15 protein-coding genes are annotated in these 17798 nt (G+C 36.2%); 11 read left to right on the top strand and 4 right to left on the bottom strand.

Going from position 1 to position 17798, the window contains the following annotated elements; genetic code table 11:
• Positions 1 to 144 precede the first annotated feature (144 nt).
• Positions 145 to 1095: an L-lactate dehydrogenase gene (locus QQZ16_RS20825; RefSeq protein WP_031540178.1), complete on the top strand. Its 951-nt coding sequence runs from the start codon at positions 145 to 147 to the stop codon at positions 1093 to 1095.
• A gap of 363 nt (positions 1096 to 1458) precedes the next feature.
• Here QQZ16_RS20825 and QQZ16_RS20820 read toward each other — a convergent pair whose 3' ends face one another.
• Positions 1459 to 1785 (bottom strand): MGMT family protein, encoded by a 327-nt coding sequence (locus QQZ16_RS20820; RefSeq protein WP_284561741.1) that lies wholly within the window; start codon positions 1783 to 1785, stop codon positions 1459 to 1461.
• A 268-nt stretch (positions 1786 to 2053) separates the two neighbouring features.
• Here QQZ16_RS20820 and QQZ16_RS20815 point away from each other — a divergent pair, with 268 nt between their 5' ends.
• A complete protein-coding gene (locus tag QQZ16_RS20815) occupies positions 2054 to 2857 on the top strand; it encodes a hypothetical protein (protein ID WP_284561740.1) in 804 nt (267 codons plus the stop codon).
• Between the two features lie 254 nt (positions 2858 to 3111).
• Here the strand turns inward: QQZ16_RS20815 and QQZ16_RS20810 are convergent, their stop codons facing one another.
• A complete protein-coding gene (locus QQZ16_RS20810) occupies positions 3112 to 4194 on the bottom strand; it encodes an NAD(P)/FAD-dependent oxidoreductase (protein ID WP_284561739.1) in 1083 nt (360 codons plus the stop codon).
• 611 nt (positions 4195 to 4805) lie between these two features.
• Between QQZ16_RS20810 and QQZ16_RS20805 the strand changes: the two genes are divergently transcribed.
• The 5 genes from QQZ16_RS20805 (at position 4806) to QQZ16_RS20785 (ending at position 11425) form a co-directional block, all read left to right on the top strand.
• Entirely contained in the window at positions 4806 to 6002 is a 1197-nt protein-coding gene (locus QQZ16_RS20805; protein ID WP_284561738.1) for a quaternary amine ABC transporter ATP-binding protein, read from the top strand.
• On the top strand, positions 5999 to 6829 hold the full coding sequence (locus QQZ16_RS20800; RefSeq protein ID WP_251628985.1) for an ABC transporter permease: 831 nt from the start codon (positions 5999 to 6001) through the stop codon (positions 6827 to 6829). Before QQZ16_RS20805 ends, QQZ16_RS20800 begins: the two co-directional genes overlap by 4 nt.
• A gap of 54 nt (positions 6830 to 6883) precedes the next feature.
• Positions 6884 to 7756, top strand: coding sequence for a glycine betaine ABC transporter substrate-binding protein (locus QQZ16_RS20795; RefSeq protein WP_251628984.1), 873 nt, complete (start codon positions 6884 to 6886; stop codon positions 7754 to 7756).
• 875 nt (positions 7757 to 8631) lie between these two features.
• Complete coding sequence (locus tag QQZ16_RS20790; RefSeq protein WP_048719254.1) at positions 8632 to 10092, top strand: sugar porter family MFS transporter; 1461 nt, start codon at positions 8632 to 8634, stop codon at positions 10090 to 10092.
• A 295-nt stretch (positions 10093 to 10387) separates the two neighbouring features.
• Complete coding sequence (locus tag QQZ16_RS20785; protein ID WP_284561737.1) at positions 10388 to 11425, top strand: PTS transporter subunit IIC; 1038 nt, start codon at positions 10388 to 10390, stop codon at positions 11423 to 11425.
• A gap of 105 nt (positions 11426 to 11530) precedes the next feature.
• Here QQZ16_RS20785 and QQZ16_RS20780 read toward each other — a convergent pair whose 3' ends face one another.
• Both QQZ16_RS20780 and QQZ16_RS20775 read right to left on the bottom strand, forming a co-directional pair.
• Positions 11531 to 11818 carry a YxcD family protein gene (locus QQZ16_RS20780; RefSeq protein WP_284561736.1) on the bottom strand — a complete coding sequence of 96 codons (288 nt, stop codon included), beginning with the start codon at positions 11816 to 11818 and terminating at the stop codon, positions 11531 to 11533.
• The gene (locus QQZ16_RS20775; protein ID WP_109768051.1) at positions 11806 to 12252 is read right to left on the bottom strand and encodes a hypothetical protein; all 447 of its coding nucleotides are present in this window, start codon (positions 12250 to 12252) and stop codon (positions 11806 to 11808) included. Before QQZ16_RS20775 ends, QQZ16_RS20780 begins: the two co-directional genes overlap by 13 nt.
• Before the next feature lie 467 nt (positions 12253 to 12719).
• Between QQZ16_RS20775 and QQZ16_RS20770 the strand changes: the two genes are divergently transcribed.
• From QQZ16_RS20770 to QQZ16_RS20755, 4 genes are all read left to right on the top strand, one after another.
• On the top strand, positions 12720 to 13478 hold the full coding sequence (locus QQZ16_RS20770) for a hypothetical protein (RefSeq protein ID WP_048717748.1): 759 nt from the start codon (positions 12720 to 12722) through the stop codon (positions 13476 to 13478).
• Positions 13475 to 13927: a hypothetical protein gene (locus tag QQZ16_RS20765; RefSeq protein ID WP_048717747.1), complete on the top strand. Its 453-nt coding sequence runs from the start codon at positions 13475 to 13477 to the stop codon at positions 13925 to 13927. Before QQZ16_RS20770 ends, QQZ16_RS20765 begins: the two co-directional genes overlap by 4 nt.
• A gap of 237 nt (positions 13928 to 14164) precedes the next feature.
• Positions 14165 to 15604 carry an FAD/NAD(P)-binding protein gene (locus tag QQZ16_RS20760; RefSeq protein ID WP_284561735.1) on the top strand — a complete coding sequence of 480 codons (1440 nt, stop codon included), beginning with the start codon at positions 14165 to 14167 and terminating at the stop codon, positions 15602 to 15604.
• A gap of 114 nt (positions 15605 to 15718) precedes the next feature.
• Entirely contained in the window at positions 15719 to 17740 is a 2022-nt protein-coding gene (locus tag QQZ16_RS20755) for a catalase (RefSeq protein WP_031539181.1), read from the top strand.
• Positions 17741 to 17798: the final 58 nt, after the last annotated feature.

The following is a 17798-nucleotide window of genomic DNA, read 5'->3' as shown; positions in this document are numbered from 1 at the left end:
ACATTTTACAAAAGAAAGATTTATAAGATACTATGGAGAAAAGTAGCTACAAAGTAATTGTTTAACGAATCTTGTTCTCCATTTGTAATGAAATAGCTTTAAATACTATTAATCTATTAAATTTGAAAAAGGGAGTTGCAAAAGATGAAACAACAAAATATAAATCGTGTCGTTTTAATTGGTACAGGTGCTGTAGGATGTAGCTATGCTTATTCATTAATTAACCAAGGTGTTACAGAAGAACTTGTTTTAATTGATGTAAACAAAAAAAGAGCAGAAGGGGAAGCAATGGATTTAAATCATGGGATCCCATTTGCCCCGGCTCCAACGAAAGTATGGGCAGGCGACTATTCTGACTGTGGAGATGCTGATTTAATTGTTATCACTGCAGGTCTACCTCAAAAGCCAGGAGAAACTCGTTTAGATTTAGTTGCCAAAAACACAAGCATCTTCAAAAGCATTGTGAAAGAAATTACTGCTAGCGGATTTGATGGCATTTATTTAATTGCCACAAACCCAGTTGATATTCTTACTTATGTCGTTTGGAAAGAGTCTGGTCTTCCTAAAGAGCGAGTAATCGGTTCTGGGACTACATTAGATTCTGCCCGTTTCCGTTATATGCTAGGGGAGTATTTCGATGTAGATACACGCAACATTCATGCTGCTATTATCGGTGAGCATGGAGATACAGAGCTACCAGTATGGAGTAGTACAACCATTGGATTAGAAAGCATTGATACAAAGCTAGCTAAAAATGATCAATACTCTCAAAAAGACCTAGATGAACTTTTCATTAATGTCCGCGATGCTGCTTATCATATTATTGAGCGTAAAGGTGCGACTTATTATGGAATCGGAATGTCCCTTGTCCGTATTACCAAAGCGATTCTTGGAAATGAAAATTCTATTTTACCAGTATCTGCATACCTAGATGGAGAGTATGGCCATAAAGATATCTATATTGGTGTTCCTGCTATTATTAATCGTCAAGGAATCCGTGAGGTTCTTGAACTAAAACTAAATGAAAAAGAAGCAGAACAATTTAACCACTCTGTGGAAGTACTTAAACAAACAATGAACTCTGCTTTAAATTAAGTTAGAGAGGCTGGGACATAAACATTTCAGCTAACAATAAATACGAACGATTATGCGGTAAGTTTACATGATCGTTCGTATTTATATTTTAGAAAAAGGTTTAAAAATGAAGTGAAATGGAGCGGAGGACGGTCGACTCCTGCGGGAAATAGAGGAAAGGCTGAGACCCCGCAGCGCAGCGAGGAGGCTCAGCTTCCTCCCCGCGGAAAGCGACAGTCTGTAGCGCAATGGAACTACTTAGTTTTTACACTTGAATATATTTGAAACCATAAATAACTAATATGAAAAAGTAGCTTTATTTAAGAGCTAAATTAGAGATTGTTCGTCTTTAAAGATTAGTTATTTAGATTTGTCCCAGCCTCTTTATTCCATTTCTTCTATTAGATGTAGTGGCTCATAACCATACTCTATTAAATTTATCGATCCATTTTGCTGAAATATCATTCCCTCTTCTTCTAATATCCTTCTTTGAAGCTGACCATGTTCACCTGTTAATCCAATGCATCCTTTACTATTAAGCACTCTGTGCCAGGGAAGTTGATATTTCTCCGATAAGGTATGAAGAACTCTAACTACTTGTCTTGCGGCCCTTGGACTGCCAGCAATCTTCGCAATTTGCCCATATGTCATTACTTTTCCCTTTGGAATAGCACAAATAATGTTGACCACCCTTTTCGTGAAAGGCTTCATTCTTTATATCTCCTGTCTTATATAATATCTTTTAAACATTTTATCAGAATTATGTAGCGTATTTAAAGAAGATTGCCCTTTTATTGGTGCAGTGATTGGGTTAGGGAAATTTGTATGTGTTTGTTTTTCTTTTTTTGTGACTTCCCCCCATCAACTCTTTCTTATTCCAATGCCAAACATTATTTTTTATAAAGATTTTAATAAAACTCATTTTTTTCTTTTTATAGGGAATAAATCTAATAATAAGACTTAGAAAGGAGTTCTATGGATGAAAAATATTCTATTCTTTTTACTCTTCACTTTTTCGCTTATCATAAGTGGCTGCTCCAATGAGTCAACAGAGAGTCAAGCAAGTCAAGCTAATTCACCTGCACAGGAAGAAAATGCGGATGGACAAGCTAGTGCAGAAGGAAATCAAACGACTGTGGAACCCAATCCTTCCTCAACCAATGAACAATTGACAGAAATCCGGTCTATGCTAAAAATGGAAGAATCTAAATTGCCAACCAAATTCCCCATAACAGATACTGAATATATAGGTGCCAAAATTAATAAAAATGAAACAGATGAATATTCTATTTCCTTTTATCAAACACAAGAACCAGTCACGATCAATGATGAATCGTTAGTTACTAATGAGAACATGATTGCAACGTTTAAGGCAGAGACATTCGATGATTCTAGCCAACAAAAGGAACTTTTCCCAGAGGTTTCCTTAGACTCTATACCAGATGATATGAAAGTAGACTTAGGCTATCAAATTACGGGAATGAAAGAAGGAGCAGCTGGAAGTTCGTATTTGGTTTGGAAAGAAGGACGTTGGGTCCTGCAAATTAAATCGATCTCTGCTGATGAATTAGATACCGCTGATATCGCCAGAAAAATGGTAGATTATTTGGAAGAGAATGCGCTCCCTGTTCCTAATGAGAACGGAAGAATAGAAGTAAACTATCCAGAGAATGCAGAGGAAGTAGAAATTACTGTGAGATGGGAAGAAGGAAATATTGTTTATACTCTTGAAACAGCAGAAGTACCGATAAATGCATTAATGATGACTGTCTCAACTGAATGATTTGTAACTGGGGCTAGCGCAAACTTGAATAGTTCGACTATAACTAACTTGATTTCAGCAGGATTTTCGTTTTATCGGATTACTTCAATCTTCTTTTCAGTTAAATTTTTCGGTTTTCAGCCAAACTTTCGATTTTTCAGCCAAACTCACATGTTTTTCAGCCTATTCCCTATCTATATTACAAAAAAGAGTTATTGGAAAAGCAAATCTCCTTCTCCAATAACTCTTTTTTTAAAACCACTTAAAAATAAAGTTTATGCACGTACTTTCATCACTGAACAGTCGTCGCAATGAATCATGTTTTTAATTAATTCTTTATTCTTTTCTTCAAATAGTTCATTATGGGAGGATACCATGGCACTGTTGCTTGCTTCCGGCTGGATATATAATTTAGCTTTATTGACTGCATTCGCTGCATCTTGGAAAGCCCCTGCAATTAAATGAACTTTTCCTTCATGCTTTAGAATATCCCCAGCCGCAAATATACCTGGCACAGATGTCTCACTATTAACATTACCTGCTATGTAAAAATCTTCAAGCATGTCAATTTTTAATTTACTACTTTTTAATAAGGAAGAATCCATTTCATATCCATGATTAATAACTACTTCATCCACTTTTACAGTGGTTACATCTTCTGACTTTGTATTCGTTAATTCAACTGAATCAATACGATTATGGTTTTCGTTAGCAATCAGTTTAGTAATAGAAGTATGGAATAAACATTCAACATTGCTTTCTAACAATTCTCTTGCTTTTGCCTCGTGACCAGCAAGTGTATCTTTTCTACATGTTAAATACACTTTTTTTGCAATTGGCTCTAGTTCAAGTGCCCAGTCCACTGCTGAGTTTCCGCCACCAGAAAGAACGACCACTTTATCTCTAAAGTGCATTAAAGATTTCACCGTATAGTTTAGATTGGAGACTTCAAACCTTTCGGCACCTTCTATTTTTAGTTTTTGTGGAGTGACTATTCCGCTTCCTACTGCTACAATAACCGTTTTGGAGTAATGAATTTGTCCTGAATCCGTTTCTAATAAGAAAATTCCTTCCTTATCTTTTGAAATGGAGTGAATCTTCGTATTCGTTACTACCTCAGGCTTAAAGGTCAGTCCTTGCTGTACTAGCTGCTCTCTTAACCTCTCACCTGGCATTGGAGTGATGCCACCAACATCCCAGATCATTTTTTCAGGATATAAGTGCAGCTTTCCGCCTAACTGTGGCAAGAATTCTATAATTTTTGTTTTCATTTCTCTTAATCCACTATAAAAAGCAGAATACAGTCCTGCTGGTCCGCCGCCAATTATTGTCACATCGAATAGTTCTCTATGATCCATTAACCTGCTCACTCCTATTTTGAAAGTTTTGTACTATATATATGTTTAAATCGTTCTGTCTATTAGTTATATTGATTATCATTCTCATTTAAATACTACCTTTTTTTTTGAATTTTTTCAATCCTATATATAAAACTTTTATTGAATAGTTTGTGAAATGGAATAACTTCCTATATAAAAGCTATTTTTTACCAAAACATAAGAACGTACATTCCTTTCTATCCTGTTAAAGGACAGAATCAAGAGTTATTTAGTGAATTAGGCAGTATTTTTAAGCATTCAGCCTATTTAATTTAATCAGAAAAAACTTTATGAACGATATAAACTGTATATGCTTTATTTTAACGTTTGCGCTATATAATATTTATTTTATATAATAAGGGTAACTCTACAGGAGAAGGATATGGATAAGTCCCATTACCATACTGGGAGTAACACGGAGCAAGTAATACTATATACAACAATTTATAACCCAAAGTTCCACTATAAGTATTGCCATAATACTCGCTTAATTCCTACTATTCCTCTATAAATAATCAAATTTTAAATTTCTAATTATTTATCCATATTCGGAAAATCTCCAAGATAAACCTTTTAAGGAGAAGTGATTAATGCATAAAATCGAAGTTAAGAATCTCACAAAAATATTTGGAGGTAACCCGAAAGAAGGGCTAAAAAGACTCCAAGCAGGCGAAGAAAAAACGAAAATCCTAAAAGAAACTGGGATGACAATTGGAGTGGATAATGCTTCTTTTTATGTAAAACAAGGGGAGTTTTTTGTCATCATGGGTTTATCCGGAAGCGGTAAATCTACACTCATTCGTCTAATTAATCGACTCATTGAGCCAACTTCTGGTGAAGTATTGATAGATGGGGAAAATATTACGACTATGAATAAAAAAGAACTAATAGCTATTCGCCGCAAAAAGCTTAGCATGGTTTTTCAGAATTTTGCATTATTTCCTAATCGAACTGTACAGGAAAATGTGGAATACGGATTAGAAATTCAAGGCCATCCTAAGGATGATCGTGCAAAAAAAGCTATTAAAGCCATCCATGATGTTGGTCTAAAAGGCTATGAAGCAAGTTACCCTAATCAGCTGAGTGGCGGTATGCAGCAACGTGTAGGTCTTGCGAGAGCATTAGCGAATGATAGCGATATCCTTCTAATGGATGAAGCATTTAGTGCGTTGGATCCACTTATTCGTAAGGAAATGCAAGATGAACTCCTTCGATTGCAGAACAAGCTAGGTAAAACGATTATTTTTATCACCCATGACCTAGATGAGGCACTCAAGCTCGGTGATCGAATTGCAATCATGAAAAATGGTTCCATTGTACAATTAGGAACAGCAGAAGAAATCTTAGAAAATCCGGCGAATGACTATGTATCTAACTTTGTAGAAGATGTCGATCGTTCCAAAGTGTTAGTTGCTGGTCAAATCATGAAGCAGCCAGATCTTATTACCACTTGGAAGGACGGTCCAAGGGTAGCAGTCCGAAAAATGGAAGAAGCTGGCCTATCAAGTATTTTTGTAGTAGATAAAGATAAACAATTAAAAGGTATCCTGACCATTGATGCCGCCATTAATGCGTATAAAGAAAATAAATGGGTAGAGGATGTTTTAGAACATGACTTCCATTCCACCACATTTGGCACACCATTAAATGATTTAATTGGAATCGCAGCAGAATCAAGATTTCCCATTGCTGTCACAGAAAATAATAGATTGCTAGGAATTATTGTACGAGTCTCTATATTGTCTGGACTGATTCTCGGAAAAGAACAAAAGGAGGCTATACTATGAACTACTTCTTCTTTCCACTAGAAGATTGGACAAATCAATTTGTAGACAATTGGCTACTGCCAGTTTTAGGTGACTTTTTTAACTCCTTTAGCGGAGTGTTAAGCATATTTATAAATGCGGTCACCAATTTATTCACTTTCATTCCTGCTGAAGTAATAACAATCATTTTAGCTCTTTTAGCTTGGCGCTTTGCCGGAAAGGGAATGGCTATTTTCACTATTATTGGTGCGCTTTATTTAGGATCCGTTGATCTTTGGACAGGTGCTATGCAAACACTATCTATTGTTATTGTTGCAACTTTTTTCTCTATCGTTGTTGGTATTCCATTAGGAATTTTGACTGCAAAAAATCGAACATTGGATCATATAGTTCGACCAATTCTCGATTTTATGCAGACATTACCAAGCTTTGTTTATTTAATCCCTGCCATTCTACTCTTTGGTTTAGGAGAAGTTCCGGCAGTTATCTCTACATTCGTTTTTGCTACTCCACCAGCAGTACGCATGACGAGCTTAGCAATTAAACAAGTTCCAGCCGATATTGTAGAAGCTGCTAAAGCTTTCGGTTCTACATCTTGGCAGTTACTTGTCAAAGTTCAGCTACCTAATGCCATTCCAACTATAATGGCAGGTATAAATCAGACCATTATGCTAGCACTATCAATGGCCGTTATCGCTTCGATGATTGGTTCACCTGGATTAGGTAGTATTGTATTATCCGGTATCTCCAGTGTAAATGTTGGATTAGGTCTTACAGGAGGATTAGGGATTGTTGTCCTTGCCATCATACTTGATCGAATCACACAAGGTTTAGGTAAGAAAGCTTAAAAGACATATGCAAACCAATTAAAAAATTGAAAAGACGAAAGGAAGTAATGATTTATGAAAAAATTGAAACTTAGCTTTTTGCTTTTATTACTATTTACTCTTTTAATTGGCTGTTCTTCTCAGTCACAAAATTCTGGTGAAGATGATGCTAACAATAGCGAAACAATTACATTTGGGGTGACCCCTTGGACAAGTACCATTCCTCCTACAAAAGTTGCTAAACTTTTATTAGAAGATATGGGCTATACTGTAGATGAGAAAAATGCAGATGCAGGTGGGGTCTATACTGGACTTTCACGTGGTGATTTAGATGTATTTATGGATGCTTGGTTACCTGATATGCATGCAAATTATATGGAAAAATACAAAGATAACCTAGAAGATTTAGCAGTGAGTTATACTGAAGGAGAACTTGGATGGGTTATTCCAGCTAATGTTGAAGGAATTGACAGCATTGAAGATTTAAAAGGAAATGAAGATCTTTTCGGTGGAAAAGTTTATGGAATTGAGGAAGGTGCAGGGATGACTGTAACTTCTAGAGAGATGATCGAAGAATATGGATTAGATTTAGAATATGTTGCTTCTAGTGAAGGTGGAATGCTAGCACAAGCATCTAAGTTTATTAAAAGTGGCGATCCTGTTCTATTCCTAGGATGGCGTCCACATCCAATGTTTGTTGATTATGACTTAAAAGTATTGGAAGATTCAAAAGGTTTCTTTAAGACATCAGAAGTTCACGTAGTCGTAAATAATGGTCTAAAAGAAAAATCTCCTGAGGTTTATGAATTCCTAAGCAACTGGAGCATGCCTGTTGAAGATATCGAAGCAATGATTGTTAAAATCGAGGATGGTGCTGATGAAGAAGAAGTTGCACAGGAATGGATTGATAATAATCAAGATAAAGTCGATGCTATGTTAGGTAAATAAATGATTATTAAAAAGAGGCTGGGACATAAACATTTCAGCTAACAATAAATACGAAGGATTATGCGGTAAGTTTGCATAATTGTTCGTATTTATATTTTGGGAAAAGGTTTAAAAATGAAGTGAAATGGAGCGGAGGACGGTCGACTCCTGCGGGAAATAGAGGAAAGGCTGAGACCCCGCAGCGCAGCGAGGAGGCTCAGCTTCCTCCCCGCGGAAAGCGACCGTCTGTAGCGCAATGGAACGACTTAATTTTTACTCTTGACTATATTTAAAACATAGATAACCATCTTGAAAAAGTAGCTTTATTTAAGAGCTAAATTAGAGATTGTTCGTCTTTAAAGATTAGTTATTTAGATTTGTCCCAGCCCCTTTTTATATCCTCTAAGAGAGAAGACATGAAAAATTCTTAACAAAGTTATCTTCAAATCTATCGGTTTTTCCTACTATATACTCTAAAACCGAGACTATCCCACGGAGTTCCCACTTTTTAACTACGAACATCTTTCTTACAAATCGATCCTTGTATGACCAAACAAGAATAGCAGAATAATAAACACTAAAAAATTTTTCTCCCGTTTTTCCATTATGTTTTTTTAAAATTTTTTTGGGGTAATGTATTGGTACCTCTATCCCTTACTTAATCAAGCAGTGAACATAATTTGAAATATTCTGACAAAGGTGTATAATAAAGATATTCTATTCTTTTTATTATCCGAGAAAAATATTGACAAATATCTTATGAACAAACATCTTATCACCTATAAGGGATAGAACAATACAAGTAGAAGGAGATGAAAATCGATTTACATTTCAAACACAAATATAATAATGACGCGAGAAAATCATTATTATAAGAGGAGGAGAAAGTAAATAAAATGAGTGATCAATTAAACCCTGACAGTAGGAACAAAAAATCAAATCAAAAAAACAATTTAAAAATCATTGCAATTATTTCCACATTTGGTGGTCTTCTTTTTGGCTTTGATACTGGCGTAATTAATGGAGCCTTACCCTATATGGCTCGTCCAGATCAACTTAACCTCAATGCAGTCACAGAGGGCCTCGTCACTAGTTCCCTTTTATTTGGAGCCGCATTTGGAGCCATGTTCAGCGGTAAGCTCGCCGACAGCTATGGACGAAGGAAAGTTATTCTTTATCTTGCTGTTATCTTTCTTATTACAACACTCGGCTGTACTTTTGCACCGAATGTCCCCATAATGGTTACTTTTCGTTTCTTACTTGGTATCGCAGTTGGAGGAGCATCGGTAGCTGTCCCTACATTCTTGGCAGAAATGTCTCCTGCCGAACGCCGTGGTCAAATGGTAACACAAAACGAACTAATGATTGTTACAGGGCAATTACTCGCCTACATAACAAATGCTATCATCGGAAATACACTTGGTGGCTCCGGACACGCTTGGAGATATATGCTCGTTATTGCAACAATTCCTGCCATTGTTCTATGGATAGGCATGCTCGCAGTACCTGAGAGTCCTAGATGGTATGCATCACAGGGCAGATTCAAAGACGCTTTTCGTGTACTATTGCATATTAGAAAAGAAAAGCGTGCCAAAACAGAATTACAGCAAATCAAGAAAGCAATTGAAACAGAAGAGAAAGTTGAACAAGTTGGCTTTAAAGATTTAGCAGAGCCTTGGATAAGAAGGATTGTTTTCCTAGGAATTGGGATTGCAATTGTTCAACAAATCACAGGTGTAAACTCGATTATGTATTATGGTACACAGATATTACAAAGTACAGGATTCACTACCGAAGTAGCATTAATAGCAAATATCGCTAATGGGGTTATTTCTGTTTTAGCTACCTTTGTAGGTATATGGCTACTTGGGCGTGTTGGAAGAAAGCCAATGCTAATTACAGGATTAATTGGTACCACAACTAGTTTACTATTAATCGGAATTTTCTCGTTCACTTTAGGCGGAATGTCTATTCTTCCATATGCTGTACTAAGTATGACGGTTACCTTCCTTGCCTTCCAACAAGGAGCAATATCACCAGTTACATGGCTGATGCTAGCGGAGATTTTCCCTTTAAAGCTTCGTGGATTAGGAATGGGTGTTTCCGTATTTTGTCTATGGACAACAAACTTTCTCATTGGTTTGGTTTTCCCGATACTTCTCGATAAATTTGGCTTATCCACTTCATTCTTTATATTCGCAGTACTAGGTATATTTGCGATAACATTTGTTACCAAATTCTTGCCTGAGACAAAAGGAAAAACATTGGAGCAGCTAGAACAATATTTCCGAAATTTTGATAAAAAGTCTCGAGATGTCCGGAAAGCTAAAATAGGAGAAAATCAATTTCCTTCTTAAGGTTAGTCAGGCATTGAAAAACATGCCAGATAAGTGCAATATGATGAAGGAGTTTCCTGTTAAAAAGAAGGGAACTCCTTTTTATTTTACATTTTGCATTTTTTTCAGATAATATTTTTTCATTTTTTAAAAACTATCATTAAAATTATTGCAATTTATAAAGAGGAATAGAAAAGTGCAATCTTTTTTTCGTTTTTTTACTTTCCCACGTTGAAGCGTTAAAAATAATCATTGACGCTTATCAAATTTTTACATATAATAAACTCCAAATTCAAGGAGAATGGGGAGTTCAAATGTGAAAGAGTTTTTCAGTAAATTATTAAATGGTATGAGTATCGGAATCGTCGTTTCTTTAATCCCTAACGCACTACTTGGCGAAATATTAAAGCTCTTTATTCCATTCTTTCCTCCACTTCAACACGTATTAGATATTACTGCATTTATTATGAGCTTATTGCCTGTGTTGATTGGTGTAATGGTTGGAATATCATTTAAACTATCCTCCATTCAAACAGCTAGTATTGGAATTGCTGCAATGGTCGGTAGTGGAGTGGTTCAAAAAACAGCAGAAGGATTATTTACTTTAAATGGTATCGGAGTGGTTGTAAACACAGGTATTACAGCTGCACTTGCTGTATTATTTGTTCAATTTGTTGGCGACCGATTAAAAGCATATTCTATTCTTCTTTTACCAACTTTAAGTATTTTAATACCAGGAATGGCAGGATACTTATTATTGCCATTTATGAAATCTACTACTGGATTAATTGGCGTTGCAATCGCCACTATTACGAACTTGCAGCCAGTCGTTATGGGCGTTATCATTGCAGTAGCATTCTGTTTAATTATTCTTTCTCCTGTTTCCACAGTAGGGGTCGCAACTGTTATATCCCTATCTGGGATTGGATCAGGGGCAGCAAATCTCGGTATTGTGGCAGCAGGGATTGGATTAGCTATAGCAAGCTATAAGGCCAATTCTTTAGGAACTGCCTTAGCACATGTGCTTGGCTCTCCGAAAATTCAGATGGGGAATTTCTTTATGAAACCGAAGATTGTTATTCCGATGATTATTACTGCTGCTATATTAGGCGGATTAGCTGGCTTCCTCAATATCCAAGGAACACCCTATAGCGCCGGCTTTGGATTATCTGGTTTAGTTGGTCCCATGAACTTTATGCGCTTAGCAGATGGTGGATGGAGTAGTAAAAATATCGCTATTATGATTTCTACCTTTTTAATTATACCGTTCCTTTTAAATGTGTTCTTCCTTTATTTATTTTCGAAAAAATTGAAAATGATAAAGGCCGAGGATTATAAATTAAATTTCGATTGAGTTATGGAAGAAAAGTCTTTTTCCTCCTTATCTAGTGGGCTTTCCTCAAGACATATTTATAGCAAAAAGAGGATACCAATTTTCTAACATTGGTATCCTCCTTCTCTATTTTCCTACTGCGATAATTCCTTCTTCTTCATCAAGCACTAATTTCAATCCAATATACGGATCTAAATTTAAATACTCATCTAACCATATCCGCAGTGCTTCAATCATATTTTGTGTGATTAGCACTTGTTTTCGATCATGGACATAAGTTTCGGCAGAAAAACCATAATCATCATCATACATTAACTCTACTTCTACTTCCTCTGGCCATACTTGTTTCTTACGCGCCACATAGACACATATCGCATTAATAATATCCTGTTCTGGGATGATTAATTTCTCCAATTATTTGCTTCCTCTCTTTTTTTATTTCGATAGAAAGTAAATAAACGCTTGATTAGGTTAAATACCACAACAATTGCAAGGATATTAATTAAAAGCCCTAATAAAGATCCAAATGCTCCCATATTGGCAAAAAGACTTCCAAACAGTAAACCAGCAAGCCCACCGACCATTAGTCCTCTCATTAGCCCCCCACCTGAGAAAAAGCCTCCAGATTTATTTGCAGTAGTGGACTGATTAGATTTTGTCGTGTCATTTATATTATTTTTCTTCTGGAAAAAAGAATTTGTATTTGTATTACTATTATTGTTATTAAAGCTTCTTTTTCCGGATTTATAAGACTTAGCTTCTACTGTTGTGACTGTATCTTGAAATAGGATACTCACCGGGGATAAAACCAGACCTAATGTGAGAATTGCTGATAAAATTTTCTTCATTTTCTATTCCTCCTGATTATTGTTTATCCATGCTGGATTATACTTGGGCTCCTATATTTCTTCTAACTCACTTTAGTATTTGCTAGAAAAAATAAAAAGCCCTACCATTAATTTGGTAAAGGCTTGAAAAATCGATCTATTTATCCCTTTACCAAAGAACGGCAAAGGTCTCGCAAACAACATCTAGTTGCCAGTTAAGCCGGCGATTGGAATCGCGTATTGACGACATAACTGTAAGCTACTCCCCTTTGGAGTATGCAATTTTTAAGTATACATACATTCTAATATAAATTGCAAAACTAGTCAAATCATATGATGAAAGCCTATTCAACAGAATACAACTGAATGATTACCCCTTTTATTTTGAAATTTTTACCATCCATATCCCATTTTTGCAATAGATGAATAGGAATAACTTTTTTTCATAACCTATATTCATATTCCAAATTTAGTAAGTAGGTATACAAATGAACGAAACAATAACCTTTCCAAAAGCAAAATACAGTACAGCCGGTATTACCTATATTATGTATCACAAACCCTGTGTTGTCGCTTGGTGGTCTGCTGTATTTCCCGGGTTTGGACATTATCTGCTTAATCAATATGCACGAGGAACATTACTGACAATTTTAGAAGTGATCATTAATACAGGTGCACATATTAACGAAGCAATGATTTTTTCCTTTTGCGGGGAAGTTGAGCTAGCTAAATCTGTAATCAATTTAGATTGGATGATTGGCTATATCGCCATTTATCTAGTAACAATAGGGGATAGCTATCGTTCGGCAAACCAATTTAATAAACTGGTTGATTTATCTACTCCCCATTTATCGAATGCAAAGATATTTCCATCAGAAATACAATACTTACAAATGAGAAATCCTTTGATTAGCGCTTTATACTCTCTCCTATTTCCTGGATTAGGGCAGCTATATAATCATAGATTATTTTTAGGATTTTACGCTATTTTTTGGTGGTGGACGTATATTTTACTTTCACATGCACATAGGGCACTAACATTAATGATGCTTGGCGAATTTGCTTCTTCCAATACCATGTTAGTCCCACATTGGTTGTTATTTATGCCCTCCGTTCTTGGCGGGTCCGTTTACCATGCATATATTACTTGCGTTCACCATAATATTCTTGTTCAAGAATCACAAGAAGAACGCTTAATTAATCGATATGCTGGTTCTAAATTTAGTTTACGAGGTACAAAAGGATGATCATAGTCGGAACTTTTCAGCCATCCATTGAAATCGAACATGCACTTGCAGAAATTGAACAATATGGAATTCCTCCAGAAGAGATGATGGTTCTTTATATGAATGAATTCCCACCTATACGTAATAAAAAAAAATTAACAATTGATATCCATGTTTCTTCCTTTGAAATTGGAATTGCATTTGCGACAGGGTTATCAGTCATAGGCGCAAGCATTGGCTTTAAATTAATTTTAGGACCCATTTTCAGCGGCCTTCTTGCTGCCTTTATCGGTTTTGCCTTCGGATATAGTATCTATTATTTTTCCCATCGAAAGAAAAATAACTCCATGCATAAAAGCTTACCAGAAATTATTTTAATCATCCAAAGCCCAAAAGAATTTGCTCCATCCATTAAACAAATACTCTGGAAGCATAAAGCAAAGAGTGTTGGCATGAGAAAAAGAATGTAACTAGCCGAATACTAACAAAAGCCAAAAATCTTATGGAGAATAGGTTTTAGGCTTTTGTTAGTATTCGTTTTTTTCTATTCTACAATCCTTTTAAACGAATCATCTAAAACTTTTTAGAAAATTTAGATATATTATACATACAATAAACAAATGAACATGTTAATATATTGGCAAGACATACTAATGTGAGGAAAGTTCACATTATTTTTCATTTGCAAGGGGGAGGAAATCACCAATATGAGCTTAGAAGCCTTAAATAACCGAGTACAAACAGATCTTGCTTACCTTAATTATGGGGGACCAAATTGGGTTCGTCCAAAAACTCATTCAGAGGGCCATGTTTTCGATGTAGTCATCGTTGGTGGAGGACAATCAGGATTAGGAATTGCATTCGGCCTTTTACGAGAACGTGTATCTAATATTCTTGTTATCGATGAAAACAAAGAAGGTCTTGAAGGACCATGGGAAACCTATGCACGTATGGTCACCTTACGTACCCCTAAACACTTGACTTCCATCGATCTTGGCATCCCATCCCTTACCTTTCGTTCTTGGTGGGAAGCACAGTTTGGGGAAGAAGGTTGGGAAAAGATTGATAAAATCCCACGTGGTGATTGGATGAATTATCTAAGATGGTATCGGCAAACCCTTCAATTACCGGTTCAAAACGAAGTAAAGCTGACTTTAATTGAACCATTAGAAAAAGGATTACATCGCCTTCATATTCAAAAAAACGGCAAGAACCCCTCTTCCTTACTTGCCCGAAAGGTAATTCTAGCAACCGGCATCCAAGGAGGCGGAGAATGGCATATTCCACCAATGATTTCTAATAATCTCCCTTCTTATTTATATGCTCATACCTCTTCACCAATTAATTTTAATTCCTTACAAGGGAAAAAGGTTGCTATTTTAGGTGGTGGTGCATCAGCTTTTGATAATGCTAATTTCGCTCTATCCCAAGGGGTATCTGAAGCACATGTATTTGTCCGTCGCAAAAAAATGCAACGCATAAATCCAATTAGGCAAATGGAGGTGTCTGGCATGATTGAACATTTTCCTGCTTTATCAGATGAAGATAAGTATGCTGGCATTGCCCACTTCTTTCAGCATAATCAACCACCTACGAATGATACTTTTAACCGAGCAACTTCTTGGTCAGGATTTCATCTTCATCTAGGCTCTCCATGGATAAAAGTTTCAGAAAAAGGAGATAAAGCAGAAATAACCACTCCAAAAGGGACTTATCTATTTGACTTCTTATTTATTAGTACTGGTCTTCTAACAGATCCTAAACTCCGTCCAGAATTACGATTAGTTGAAAATCATATTACCCGATGGAAGGACAGATACGATGCCCCTGAAGAAATAGCATCACCCACACTCGATGCACACCCCTATTTAAGCCTTGGCTTTTCTTTTATTAGCCGAGATGAAAAAGGGGAAGCATTGCTCCATGGCATATACGCATTTAATTATGCGGCTTTAATCAGCTGTGGATTATCTGCTTCTGCTCTATCTGGCATGAGATATGGTATACCTCGCATCGTTTCAGCTGTAACGGATGAATTATTTATGGATGACAAAGAGGCTAATTTAAATGATTTCTTCGATTACGATGTAGAAGAGTTCACCAGCGATTGGCCAGTGAATCAAGAAGATACATCTGAGGTAGTTTAACAGGAATGGCTAAGACTTGTGAATAAGTCTTAGCTTTTTTCTTTCGACACGTTTTAAACAAAATAAATTGGGTATAAATAACAATACTGATTATTAATTGATACATATTATCATATGGGAGGTATTGTGGTGAAAAATAAAAAAATCGAGCAATTAAAGAAATATACCATTGATAATGAACAGACAGCTGGATTAACAACCAACCAGGGCCTAAAAATGGCAGAAGATGAATTCTCGTTAAAAGCTGGCTTAAGAGGACCTACTTTAATGGAGGACTTTCACTTTAGGGAAAAAATGACCCATTTTGATCATGAAAGAATTCCTGAACGGATTGTTCATGCACGTGGAGTTGGTGCACACGGCGTTTTTCAATTATATGAATCTCTTGAACGATACACCAAAGCCGATTTCCTGAATGATACAAGTAAAACCACACCTGTTTTCGTTCGCTTTTCCACTGTCCAAGGATCTAGAGGCTCAAGTGATACGGTGCGAGATGTGCGCGGGTTTGCTGTTAAGTTTTATACAGAGGAAGGTAATTATGATTTAGTCGGTAATAATATTCCTGTATTCTTCATCCAAGATGCCATTAAATTTCCTGATTTTGTCCATGCGGTAAAGCCAGAGCCTCATAATGAAATTCCTCAAGGAGCTAGTGCACATGATACCTTTTGGGATTTTGTTGGTCAAAATCACGAAACAGCTCATATGGTTATGTGGGTAATGAGTGATCGAGCTATTCCTAGAAGTCTCCGGATGATGGAGGGGTTTGGTGTGCATACCTTCCGCCTTGTTAATAAAGAAGGAAAAGCTCACTTTGTTAAGTTCCATTGGAAACCGAAGCTTGGCATTCATTCACAGGTTTGGGATGAAGCACAAAAGTCAGCAGGAAAAAATCCCGATTTCCATCGCCAAGATTTATATGAGGCCATTGAGAAAGGCGATTATCCTGAATGGGAACTAGGATTACAAATCATACCGGAAGAAGACGAATTTTCATTTGATTTTGACATATTGGATCCAACCAAAATATGGCCAGAAGAAATGATTCCTGTCAAAATCGTTGGAAAGATGACCTTAAATCAAAATGTTGATAATTTCTTTGCTGAAACAGAGCAAGTAGCATTTCATCCTGGACATGTTGTTCCTGGAATTGACTTTTCAAATGATCCCTTACTACAAGGTCGATTATTTTCCTATACTGATACACAATTATCAAGACTTGGAGGACCTAACTTCCACCAAATCCCTATTAATAAGCCTATCTGCCCTTTTCACAATAATCAAAGAGATGGTATGCATCAAATGGCTATTCATCATGGACAAACGAGCTACCATAATAATTCATTAAATAATAACCAGCCAGAACCTGTACCTGTTGAAGATGGGGGTTATCAACATTATCAGGAAAAGATAGACGGTAGAAAAATAAGAGGGCGTAGTGAAAGCTTCCTTGATTTCTATTCCCAAGCCAAATTATTTTATAATAGCCTAGCGCCATTTGAGCAGCAACATCTGAAGGATGCCTTTAGCTTTGAACTTGGAAAATGCAAATCAGAGACAGTTAAAAATAACGCTGTAGCGCTTCTAAATCGAATTGATCGCAGCATTGCTGAAGAAGTAGCTAAGAATATTGGAGCAGTAATACCTGATGAAAAATTAGAGGTCAATTCATCGAAAAAGTCTCCTGCTTTAAGCATGGCAAATACCATAAAAAAACCAGACACCCGTTGTGTAGCCATCCTGTTAAACGGGGACCCAGATAAAGCACAATTACGTCAATGGGTCCAAACATTGGCAGCAAATAACGTCAATTATAGTATCGTTGATAAAACGATGCGCACAATTGATGGAGATTTAAAAGTGACGGATACGTATGATACAGCGGATGCCAGTCTTTTTGATGCTGCAATTCTTATTGGCACTAGCAATAAACTAGAGAATAAGGCGATTGAATTTATTGAAATGACTTTTAACCATTATAAGCCTTTAGGCATTTTTATTGGTGAGCCTAAAGCACTAGAAAAAAGCCGTATTACATGGAATGCACCAGGTATATTTGATTTAACGAAGGATTCCATTAATCGCTTTATTACAGGAGTAGCAGAAGCCCGCTTTTGGAATAGATCTGTCTAAATATGATTGGAACATGTATCAAAGACAAAGATAAACTCGAACAATCATGCGAAAGAAA

It is taken from the genome of Bacillus sp. T2.9-1, from assembly GCF_950097965.1.
Classification (GTDB): Bacteria; Bacillota; Bacilli; order Bacillales; family Cytobacillaceae; genus Niallia; species Niallia hominis.
This window is presented reverse-complemented; position numbering and strand designations above follow the sequence as displayed.

Coding starts and splice junctions, on each gene's coding strand:
- QQZ16_RS20800 (WP_251628985.1), top strand. CDS start 5,999: ATGAACTACTTCTTCTTTCCACTAGAAGATTGGACAAATCAATTTGTA.
- QQZ16_RS20795 (WP_251628984.1), top strand. CDS start 6,884: ATGAAAAAATTGAAACTTAGCTTTTTGCTTTTATTACTATTTACTCTT.
- QQZ16_RS20825 (WP_031540178.1), top strand. CDS start 145: ATGAAACAACAAAATATAAATCGTGTCGTTTTAATTGGTACAGGTGCT.
- QQZ16_RS20790 (WP_048719254.1), top strand. CDS start 8,632: ATGAGTGATCAATTAAACCCTGACAGTAGGAACAAAAAATCAAATCAA.
- QQZ16_RS20770 (WP_048717748.1), top strand. CDS start 12,720: ATGAACGAAACAATAACCTTTCCAAAAGCAAAATACAGTACAGCCGGT.
- QQZ16_RS20820 (WP_284561741.1), bottom strand. CDS start 1,785: ATGAAGCCTTTCACGAAAAGGGTGGTCAACATTATTTGTGCTATTCCA.
- QQZ16_RS20775 (WP_109768051.1), bottom strand. CDS start 12,252: ATGAAGAAAATTTTATCAGCAATTCTCACATTAGGTCTGGTTTTATCC.
- QQZ16_RS20760 (WP_284561735.1), top strand. CDS start 14,165: ATGAGCTTAGAAGCCTTAAATAACCGAGTACAAACAGATCTTGCTTAC.
- QQZ16_RS20755 (WP_031539181.1), top strand. CDS start 15,719: ATGGGAGGTATTGTGGTGAAAAATAAAAAAATCGAGCAATTAAAGAAA.
- QQZ16_RS20765 (WP_048717747.1), top strand. CDS start 13,475: ATGATCATAGTCGGAACTTTTCAGCCATCCATTGAAATCGAACATGCA.
- QQZ16_RS20810 (WP_284561739.1), bottom strand. CDS start 4,194: ATGGATCATAGAGAACTATTCGATGTGACAATAATTGGCGGCGGACCA.
- QQZ16_RS20815 (WP_284561740.1), top strand. CDS start 2,054: ATGAAAAATATTCTATTCTTTTTACTCTTCACTTTTTCGCTTATCATA.
- QQZ16_RS20805 (WP_284561738.1), top strand. CDS start 4,806: ATGCATAAAATCGAAGTTAAGAATCTCACAAAAATATTTGGAGGTAAC.